The following is a 9,717-nucleotide window of genomic DNA, read 5'->3' as shown; positions in this document are numbered from 1 at the left end:
CCGCTGCGCGCCAGCGGCAAGGTGCTGCTGGCCGACAAGGTGCTGGTCGTCGCCCAGGCGGCCGGAGCGCAGCATTTTGGCGATCCGCTGTGGGCGAAGGAATTCGCCCGCGCCACCGTCGCTGCACTGTCGCGTCCGATCGTGCACGTCGACGTCCCGGCGATGGCCGTGAGCTTCTGAGCGCCCGGGCGGCCGGCGCGCGGTCCACGCGCCCGGCCGCTCCAGTCCTTCCCGCCCTTCAGCCGACGCCCAGCGCAGGCAGGGCAGCCGTGGCCGCGGCGCGCCCGGCCGGCTCGGCCAGCTGCGGGGCCTGCGCGGCATCGTCCAGACGGAAGCTCGCCACGGCCTGCACGAGCTGGCGGGTCTGCTCGTTCAACGCGCTGGACGCGGCGGCCGATTCCTCGACCAGGGCGGCATTCTGCTGCGTCATCTGGTCCAGATGCACCACCGACTGGTTGATCTGCTGCAGGTTGTCGCTCTGCTGGGCCGCGCCTTCGGTGATCTCCGCGACGATCGCCGCCACCTGGCGCACGCTCCCCACGATCTCGGTCATGGTCTCGCCCGCCTCGCCCACCAGGCGCGCGCCGCCGGCCACGCGGTCGACCGAAGCGCCGATGAGCTGCTTGATCTCGCGCGCGGCGGAGGCCGAGCGCTGCGCCAGGTTGCGCACCTCGCCGGCCACCACGGCGAAGCCCCGGCCCTGCTCGCCGGCGCGCGCGGCCTCCACCGCCGCGTTCAGCGCCAGGATGTTGGTCTGGAAGGCGATGGAGTCGATCACCCCGGTGATGTCGCCGATGCGCCGCGAGCTGTCGGAGATCTCGCCCATGGTCTGCACCACCTGCGCCACCACCGCGCCGCCGCGCTCGGCGACCTCCGCGGCCGAGGTGGCCAGGCGGCTGGCATTGCGCGAGGCCTCCGCGCTTTGCTGCACGGTGCCGGTGAGCATTTCCATGGACGAGGCGGTTTCCTGCAGGTTGGCCGCGGCCTGCTCGGTGCGCTGGCTCAGGTCCTGGTTGCCGGAGGCGATCTCCGCGCTCGCCGAACCGATGCTGCCCGCCGCCTGCTGCACCTGCCCTACCAGCGTGCGCAGGGAGTTCTGCATGCGCGCCATGGCGTCGATCAGGTTGCCGATCTCGTCGCGCGGGCCCGCGGGCACGGCCTGCGACAGATCGCCCGCGGCGATGCGCTCGGCCAGTTGGCTGGCCTGCTGCAGCGAGCGCGCGATGGAGCGCACGGTGAGCAGCGTGAGCGGCACCAGCACCGCCAGCGCCAGCGCCACCGCGCCGGCGATCAGCAGCGACATGGTGCCCGCGCGCGCATCGAGCTGCGCACGCGCCGCGTCCATGCGTTCGCGTGCCTGCTTGCCCAGGCTGCCCAGCACGCTGTCCGTGGTTTCCATGTGGCCCTTGAGGCGCTCGGCATAGGCTCCCGCGCCAGCGCCATCGAGCTGGGCGCGCTCGATCTGCTCGAAGATGGGCGTGATGCCGTCGGCGTACAGCTTGATCTCTGCCAGCGCCTGGTCGACGGCGGCGGTGAACTGCGCATCGCCTTCGTGCGCGCCGCGCACCGTGGACAGGCCACTGCGCAGCGCGCCGAGCTGCCCCGTCCAGGCCTCGCGCAACGCGCTGACCTCCACGGAGTTGTTGAAGTTGATGACGATGTCCTTTTCCACACGGCGCAGCTGCCCCAGGCTGGTGCGCAGCTCGCTCATGGCGGTGAGGGTCTGCACCTCGCGGGCGAACAGCTCGTGCATGGTCGAGCGGGCCCGGTCCAGCCCTACGTAGCCCATGGCGCCCACGATGGCGAGCAGGAGCAGTGAAAAAACGGTCGCGAAATAAAGCCGCGCGCGGATGGAGAGTCGCCCCGGGATCGTCATGAAATTCCTCTGCTGAACATGGCCCATGGCGTGCGCAGGTTAGCGCCGCGGCATGGAAGCCACTGACCAGGCTGGTATTGGCGCCACTTTATGTTGCAAAAAAAACGTTCGATAGAGGGTATTCACCGCCACGTTCGGGTGGGGCGAGCATGTAAAGGCGCATCTTGGCAATCCATTGAAAACATGTTGTCACATTTATAGAAGAAAGTGCCTGGCAGGCGTCTGGTGCCTGTGTTGTCCCCTTTCTTTGCATGTCCCTGCCACTGCTTTCCTCCCGCCAGCAGGCCGTCGGCCCGCTGGGTCGCCGCCTGCTGGGCCTGTTCCTCGCCATGCTGGCGCTGAGCCTGGTGGGTTCGGCCATCGGTTTCTGGTCTCTGCAGCACATCGGCCGGTCCACCGACGACATGGTCCAGCGCAGCGTGGCCAACGAACGGCTGGTGGCGGATGCCTACCGCCTGCAGGCGCTCAATGCCGAGCGCTACAAGGCCGTCGCCCTGAGCTCGGAGCCCGAGGTCGGCGACATCCTCGGCGCCGACATCGCGGCGACGCAGCGCCAGTACGACGCGCTGCTCGCCACGCTGGCGCAGCGGCTGTCCGGCACGGCGGACGAGGATCTCCTGGTGCGCGTGAACGCCCGCGCCGCGGTCTTTCACCAGGCCCGCGCGGAGCTGGTGCAGGCCCGCGATTTCGGTCTCACCGCACGGATCCAGCAGGTGTACGGCGAGCGTTTCATGCCCGCCTCCCAGGCGCTCATGCAAGCACTGGAGGCTCTCACGCAGTCCCAGCGCCAGTCCATCGATTCATCGGCGCTGGTGGTGGCCGACTGGAGCAACACGGCCCGCTTGTCGCTGCTGGCGTTCGGCACTTTGTCGCTCGTGCTGGGCACGGCGCTGGCGCTGTGGCTGGTGGGCAGCATCACGCGGCCCATCGCGCTGGCCAGCGACACGGCCCGCCGCGTCGCCGGCCTGGACCTGCGTCAGGACATCGCGGGGCACGACCGCGACGAGACCGGGCACATGCTGACTTCGCTGTCGGTCATGCAGACCGCGCTGCGGCGCCTGGCAGGGCAAGTGAGCGCGTCCGTGCACAGCCTGCACAACGCCGCGGCCGACATCGCCAACGGCAACTCCCGCCTGTCCCACCGCACCGAAGAAGCCGCGGCCAGCCTGCAGGAGACGGCCGCCGCCCTGGAGCACGTGACGCGCTCCGTGCAGCGGTCGGCCGAGACCGCGCAGCACACCGAGGCGCAGGCGGCTCAGGCCGTCGTCGTGGCGCGCGAAGGCTGTGACGTCGCGGCGCGCGTGGTGCAGACCATGCAGCAGATCTCGCACACGGCGCACCGGATCAGCGACATCACTGGCGTCATCGACGGCATCGCCTTCCAGACCAACATCCTGGCGCTCAACGCTGCCGTGGAAGCCGCCCGCGCCGGCGAGCACGGCCGGGGCTTCGCCGTGGTGGCCAGCGAGGTCCGCAGTCTGGCCAACCGCTCGGCTGCGGCTGGCCGCGAGATCAAGGCGCTGATCACCGCATCGGTGGAGCAGATGGATACCGGCGCCACCCTGGCCACCGACGCCGGGCGGACCATGGAGCATGTGGTCGCGGCGATCCAGGGCGCGGCCCGCACCATGGCCGACATGCGGGTCAGCCACCACGCGCAGCAGCAGGACATTCTTTCCATCCATGCCGCGCTGTCGCGGCTGGACCGGGTGACCCAGCAGAACGCGGCGCTGGTCGAGGAATCGGCCGCAGCCACCGAGGGCCTGCGCGGCCAGGCCCATGAACTGGCGGCGCTGGTGAGCCGGTTCCGGCTGCCCAGCGGGCCGGCCCGGGAACCAAACGCCGGCGCCGTGCTGCTGCCTGCCTGACAAGGCGCGCTCCGGCTCAGCCGGCAGGATGGATGGGCACGTACAGCGCACCGCCCGCCCGGTTGAACTCCTCGGCCTTGGCCTGCAACCCCTGCCGGGCGTACTCGCGTACCTCCTGCGTGATCTTCATGGAGCAGAACTTCGGCCCGCACATGGAGCAGAAATGCGCCACCTTGGCTGAGTCCTTGGGAAGCGTCTCGTCGTGGAATTCGCGCGCGGTATCGGGGTCGAGCCCCAGGTTGAACTGGTCCTGCCAGCGGAACTCGAAGCGCGCCTGCGAAAGCGCGTCGTCGCGCGCCCGCGCGGCCGGGTGGCCCTTGGCGACGTCGGCGGCGTGTGCGGCGATCCTGTAGGCGATGATGCCCTGCTTGACGTCCTCGCGGTCGGGCAGGCCGAGGTGTTCCTTGGGCGTGACGTAGCACAGCATGGCAGTGCCCATCCAGCCGATCATGGCGGCGCCGATGGCACTGGCGATGTGGTCGTAGCCCGGCGAGATGTCGATGGTCAGCGGGCCCAGGGTGTAGAACGGTGCCTCGTGGCAGGTCCTAAGCTGCTCGGCCATGTTCGCCTGGATCAGGTGCATGGGCACGTGGCCGGGGCCCTCGATCATGGTCTGCACGTCGTGCTTCCAAGCCACCTGGGTCAGCTCCCCGAGGGTGCGCAGCTCGGCGAACTGGGCCTCGTCGTTGGCGTCGCTCAGCGAGCCCGGGCGCAGGCCGTCCCCCAGACTGAAAGACACGTCATACGACTTCATGATCTCGCAGATCTCCTCGAAGTGCTCGTAGATGAAGCTCTCCCTGTGGTGCGCCATGCACCACTTGGCCATGATCGAGCCGCCGCGCGAGACGATGCCGGTGCGCCGCGCAGCCGTCAGGTGGATGAAGGCCAGGCGCACGCCGGCATGGATGGTGAAGTAGTCCACGCCCTGCTCGGCCTGCTCGATCAGCGTGTCGCGGAAGATCTCCCAGGTCAGGTCCTCGGCGATGCCACCCACCTTTTCCAGCGCTTGGTAGATCGGCACGGTGCCGATCGGCACGGGGCTGTTCCTGATGATCCAGTCGCGCGTGGTGTGGATGTTCTTGCCGGTCGACAGGTCCATCACGTTGTCCGCGCCCCAGCGGATCGCCCAGACCAGCTTTTCCACCTCCTCTTCGATGCTGGAGGTGACGGCCGAGTTGCCGATGTTGGCGTTGATCTTGACGCGGAAGTTGCGTCCGATGGCCATCGGCTCGACTTCCGGGTGGTTGATGTTGGCGGGGATGATGGCGCGGCCACGCGCCACCTCGTCGCGCACGAACTCGGGCGTGATGACTCTCGGGATGCTCGCGCCCAGCGGGTTGCCGGCCAGACGCTGCTCGCGTGCCGCATCCGCCAGGTACTGCTCCATCCACTCGCGCCGCCCGTTCTCGCGCAGCGCCACGTACTCCATCTCCGGCGTGACGATGCCGCGGCGGGCATAGTGCATCTGCGTGACGTTGGCGCCGGCGCGGGCGCGGCGCGGCCTGCGCTGCAGCGCGGCGGCCTGGGCGCGCAGCTCGCGCAGCCGGGCGGCGTCCTCGCTGCGCTGGCCGTCGTCGATGGCCTGGGGCGCGCGGCCGGCGTAGCCCTCGGTGTCGCCGCGCTCCTCGATCCAGGCGCTTCGCACGCCCGGCAGGCCGCGGCGCACGTCGATGCTGGCGGCCGGGTCGGTGTAGGGGCCAGAGGTGTCGTAGACGCTCACCACCTCGCCGTTGGTCAGGCGGATGTCGCGCACCGGCACGCGCAGGTCCGGGCGGCTGCCCTGGATCCAGGACTTGGCGGACGCCGGAAAGGGCTCGCGCGCGCGGGCCAGGAGGTGGGAGAAATCGGCGGGGGCATTCATGGCAGGCACTCCAGCAGGGATGGTGGGAATGCTCCGCCTCGGCGGCCCCTGGGCGCGGATGTCCCAGGGTTGCACGGGTGCCGGCGTGTCCACGGACACGCACCGGCGCCCTGCCGCTGCAGCTCTTCTTACGCTGGTACTAACCAGATCAAGTTCGCGGTTTCGGCGGTCGGTCCGCCATCTCAGCACGCCAGTCGTTCGTGCACCCCGGAGCAGGCCGAAGTATAGACGCACGGCCCCGCTTCAGGCCAGGCGCTCCACGATCAGCACCGCGAAGAACAGGAAGGTGGCGATCAGCGTCCACTTGAGCACCACGGTGCCGAGGCGCCTGTAGCGCGCCTGTCCGGTGGCGGCGAAGAAGGCAAAGCACACCGCCGCCACCAGCAGCAGGAAGAAGACGAGGAAGCGGAAAACCACCATGGCCGGCGCCTCGCGGCCTCTACCAAGCGCGCGCCAGCTGCGCGAAGCCGCGCGGCGCCTGGCCCTCGTGGGCGAAGCTGACGATCTCCCAGGCATCGCGCTGGGCCAGCAGCTCGCGCAGCAGCAAGTTGTTCATGGCGTGTCCCGAGCGGTGGGCGCTGTAGGCCGCCAGCAGCGGCTTGCCCACCAGGTACAGATCGCCCATGGCGTCCAGGATCTTGTGGCGCGCGAACTCGGCGTCGTAGCGCAGGCCGTCGGCATTCAGCACCTTGTAGTCGTCCATGACGATGGCATTGTCCAGCCCGCCGCCGAGCGCCCGGCCGCTGGCGCGCAGCATCTCCACGTCCTTGGTGAAACCGAAGGTGCGCGCGCGGGCGATGTCGCGCGCGTAGTTGTCGGTGCCCAGGTCGAACTCCACGCTCTGGCCGGTGGAGTCGACCGCCGGGTGGGCGAAGTCGATCTCGAAGCGCAGCTTGAAGCCGTGGTAGGGCTCCAGGCGTGCCCACTTGAGGTCGGCGCCCGCGCCCTCGCGCACTTCCACGGGACGCAACACGCGGATGAAGCGCTTCGCCGCCGGCTGCAGCTCGATGCCGGCGCTTTGCAGCAGGAACACGAAGGAAGCCGAGGAGCCGTCCAGGATCGGCACTTCCTCGGCCGTGATGTCCACGTACAGGTTGTCGATGCCCAGCCCCGCGCAGGCGGACATCAGGTGCTCGACGGTGTGCACCTTGGTGCCGCCGGCGCCGATGGTCGAGGCCATGCGCGTGTCCACCACCGATTCGGCGCCGATCGGGATGTCCACCGGCTCGGGCAGGTCGATGCGGCGGAACACGATGCCGGTGTCGGGTTGCGCCGGACGCAGCGTCAGCTCGACCCGCTGGCCGCTGTGCAGCCCCACGCCGACGGCGCGGGTCAGGGTCTTGATCGTGCGTTGGGCAAGCATGCGCCGATTCTAGGCCGCCGCAGCGGCGCACGCCGGCCCCCAGCCCACCGGCCCCGCCGGGGCCGGGGACGCTGCCGGTGGTCCGCTCCCGGCGGGCCGCCGGCCGGCGTTCAGTCCGCCTGCTTGCGCAGGAAGGCCGGGATCTCCAGCTCGTCCATGCCGCCCGAGGACAGCGCGTCCACGCGCGCCGTGGCCTGGGTGCGGTTGGTGCGCCACACGCTCGGCACCGCCATGTTGTTGTAGTCGGCCGGGGTGGCGGCGCCGCCGATGCCTGGCGCCGCGGTGGCCGCGCCCGGCATGTGGTAGGCGACGTTGTCCGTGCCGGTGCGCAGGCTGCCCTGCACCACCTGCATGTTCTGGCGGCGGGCGTTGGCGCGCGACAGGCCGGTGGCGATCACCGTCACGCGGATGGCGTCGCCCAGCGACTCGTCGTAGGCCGCACCGAAGATCACGTGCGCGTCGGGCGAGGCGTAGGCGTTGATGGTGTTCATCGCCAGGCGCGACTCCGACAGCTTCAGGCTGCCCTTGCTGGCCGTGACCAGCACCAGCACCCCCTTGGCGCCCGACAGGTCGATGCCCTCCAGCAGCGGGCAGGCGATGGCCTGCTCGGCAGCGATGCGCGCGCGGTCCGGGCCGCTGGCGGTGGCCGTGCCCATCATGGCCTTGCCGGGCTCGCCCATGATGGTGCGCACGTCGGCGAAGTCGACGTTCACCTGGCCGTATTCGTTGATGATCTCGGCGATGCCGCCGACGGCGTTCTTGAGCACGTCGTTGGCGTGCGCGAAGGCCTCTTCCTGGGTGACGTCGTCGCCCAGCACCTCCAGCAGCTTCTCGTTGAGCACGACGATCAGCGAGTCCACGCTGGCCTCCAGCTCCGCCAGGCCCTCGTCGGCGTTCTTCATGCGCCGGCTGCCCTCCCACTCGAAGGGCTTGGTGACCACGCCCACGGTGAGGATGCCCATCTCCTTGGCCAAGCGCGCGATCACGGGCGCGGCGCCGGTGCCGGTGCCGCCGCCCATGCCGGCGGTGATGAACAGCATGTGGGCGCCGGAGATCGCCTGGCGGATGTCCTCGGCCGCGTCCTCGGCGGCGGCGCGCGCCACCTCGGGCTTGCTGCCGGCCCCCAGGCCGTTGTTGCCCAGCTGCACCGTGCGGTGCGCGGCGCTGCGCACCAGCGCCTGGGCATCGGTGTTGGCGCAGACGAATTCCACGCCCTGCACACTGCTGTCGATCATGTGCGCGACCGCGTTGCCACCGCCGCCGCCCACGCCGATGACCTTGATCATGGTGCCCTGGTTGAATTCTTCGGTTTCGATCATTTCGATGCTCATGGTGCTGCTCCTGCTGATGCCTCGTGTTGTGGGTGGTGGTTCCGGTGAAAGTGCGTCTCCCCGCCGGGTGGTGTGCCGGGACTTCGCCATCGGCCGCGCTTGCGGTGCCTGTGGTGCTGCATGTCAGAAGTTCCCAACGATGAAATCCTTGAGCCGGCCGAAGGCGGTCTTGACCGTGCCGCTCTTGGCGGCGACCTTGAAGCCGCGCAGGCGCGCCAGGCGCGCCTCCTCCAGCAGGCCCATGACGGTGGCGGCGCGCGGCTGGGCGACCATGTCGGCCAGCACGCGCGAGTATTTCGGGATGCCGCGGCGCACCGGCTTCAAAAAGATGTCCTCGCCCAGCTCGACCATGCCCGGCATGACGGCGCTGCCGCCGGTGAGCACGATCCCCGACGACAGCACCTCCTCGTAGCCCGAGTCGCGGATGACCTGCTGCACGAGCGAGAAGATCTCCTCGACGCGCGGCTCGATCACGCCGGCCAGCGCCTGCTTGCTGAGCATGCGCGGGCTGCGGTCGCCCAGGCCCGGCACCTCGACCTGCGCCTCCGGGTCGGCCAACAGCTGCTTGGCGTAGCCGCTCTCGACCTTGATGTCCTCGGCGTCCTTGGTCGGCGTCCTCAGCGCCATGGCGATGTCGCTGGTGACCAGGTCGCCGGCGATCGGGATCACGGCCGTGTGGCGGATCGCGCCGCCGGTGAAGATCGCCACGTCGGTGGTGCCGGCGCCGATGTCCACCAGCGCCACGCCCAGCTCGCGCTCGTCGTCGGTGAGCACCGACTGGCTCGACGCCAGCGGGTTGAGCAGCAGCTGCTCGACCTCCAGCCCGCAGCGGCGCACGCACTTGATGATGTTCTCGGCCGCGCTCTGGGCGCCGGTGACGATGTGGATCTTCGCCTCCAGCCGGATGCCGCTCATGCCGATGGGCTCGCGCACGTCCTGGCCGTCGATCACGAATTCCTGCGGCTCGACCAGCAGCAGGCGCTGGTCGCTGGAGATGTTGATGGCCTTGGCGGTCTCGACCACGCGCGCCACGTCGGTGGGCGTGACCTCGCGGTCCTTGATGGCGACCATGCCGCTGGAGTTGAGCCCGCGGATGTGGCTGCCGGTGATGCCGGTGTGCACACGCTGGATGCGGCAGTCGGCCATCAGCTCGGCCTCCTTGAGCGCCTGCTGGATGCTCTGCACCGTGGCGTCGATGTTCACCACCACGCCGCGCTTGAGGCCGTTGGACGGCGCCACGCCCAGCCCGGCGAGCTTGAGCTCGCCACTGGCCAGCACCTCGGCGACCACCGCCATGACCTTGGCCGTGCCGATGTCCAGCCCCACCACCACGTCCTTGTATTCCCTAGACATGTTCTTGCTCGTCCTTCAGTTGTTCGTCGCTGCGCGGCGCGCGGCCGGGCGGGGCGTCGGCCGCG

Annotated in this window: 7 protein-coding genes, 1 pseudogene and 1 riboswitch; of the genes and pseudogenes, 2 read left to right on the top strand and 6 right to left on the bottom strand. The window is 69.8% G+C overall.

Going from position 1 to position 9,717, the window contains the following annotated elements:
* Nucleotides 1–180 (top strand): annotated as a pseudogene (locus A612_RS11340) (hypothetical protein); the annotation flags it as partial.
* Nucleotides 181–238: 58 nt separating this feature from the next.
* On the opposite strand, the gene A612_RS11335 reads toward A612_RS11340, so the two are convergent.
* Nucleotides 239–1,876, bottom strand: coding sequence for a methyl-accepting chemotaxis protein (locus A612_RS11335; protein ID WP_019374594.1), 1,638 nt, complete (start codon nt 1,874–1,876; stop codon nt 239–241).
* A 251-nt stretch (nt 1,877–2,127) separates the two neighbouring features.
* Between A612_RS11335 and A612_RS11330 the strand changes: the two genes are divergently transcribed.
* On the top strand, nt 2,128–3,744 hold the full coding sequence (locus A612_RS11330) for a methyl-accepting chemotaxis protein (protein WP_019374593.1): 1,617 nt from the start codon (nt 2,128–2,130) through the stop codon (nt 3,742–3,744).
* A 16-nt stretch (nt 3,745–3,760) separates the two neighbouring features.
* Here the strand turns inward: A612_RS11330 and thiC are convergent, their stop codons facing one another.
* The 5 genes from thiC to ftsA form a co-directional block, all read right to left on the bottom strand.
* On the bottom strand, nt 3,761–5,605 hold the full coding sequence (gene thiC / locus A612_RS11325; RefSeq protein ID WP_019374592.1) for a phosphomethylpyrimidine synthase ThiC: 1,845 nt from the start codon (nt 5,603–5,605) through the stop codon (nt 3,761–3,763).
* 108 nt (nt 5,606–5,713) lie between these two features.
* Nucleotides 5,714–5,825: riboswitch (TPP riboswitch) on the bottom strand.
* A 23-nt stretch (nt 5,826–5,848) separates the two neighbouring features.
* Nucleotides 5,849–6,025: a hypothetical protein gene (locus A612_RS17555; protein WP_019374591.1), complete on the bottom strand. Its 177-nt coding sequence runs from the start codon at nt 6,023–6,025 to the stop codon at nt 5,849–5,851.
* A gap of 19 nt (nt 6,026–6,044) precedes the next feature.
* Nucleotides 6,045–6,968 (bottom strand): UDP-3-O-acyl-N-acetylglucosamine deacetylase, encoded by a 924-nt coding sequence (gene lpxC, locus A612_RS11320; protein WP_019374590.1) that lies wholly within the window; start codon nt 6,966–6,968, stop codon nt 6,045–6,047.
* A gap of 110 nt (nt 6,969–7,078) precedes the next feature.
* On the bottom strand, nt 7,079–8,299 hold the full coding sequence (gene ftsZ / locus A612_RS11315; RefSeq protein ID WP_019374589.1) for a cell division protein FtsZ: 1,221 nt from the start codon (nt 8,297–8,299) through the stop codon (nt 7,079–7,081).
* 123 nt (nt 8,300–8,422) lie between these two features.
* A complete protein-coding gene (gene ftsA, locus A612_RS11310; RefSeq protein WP_040436692.1) occupies nt 8,423–9,652 on the bottom strand; it encodes a cell division protein FtsA in 1,230 nt (409 codons plus the stop codon).
* Nucleotides 9,653–9,717 lie beyond the last annotated feature (65 nt).

The organism is Melaminivora alkalimesophila (genome assembly GCF_000282995.1).
GTDB classification, from domain to species: Bacteria; Pseudomonadota; Gammaproteobacteria; order Burkholderiales; family Burkholderiaceae_C; genus Melaminivora; species Melaminivora alkalimesophila.
The sequence above is the reverse complement of the archived record's forward strand: the minus strand, read 5'-3'. Positions and strand labels throughout refer to the sequence as shown.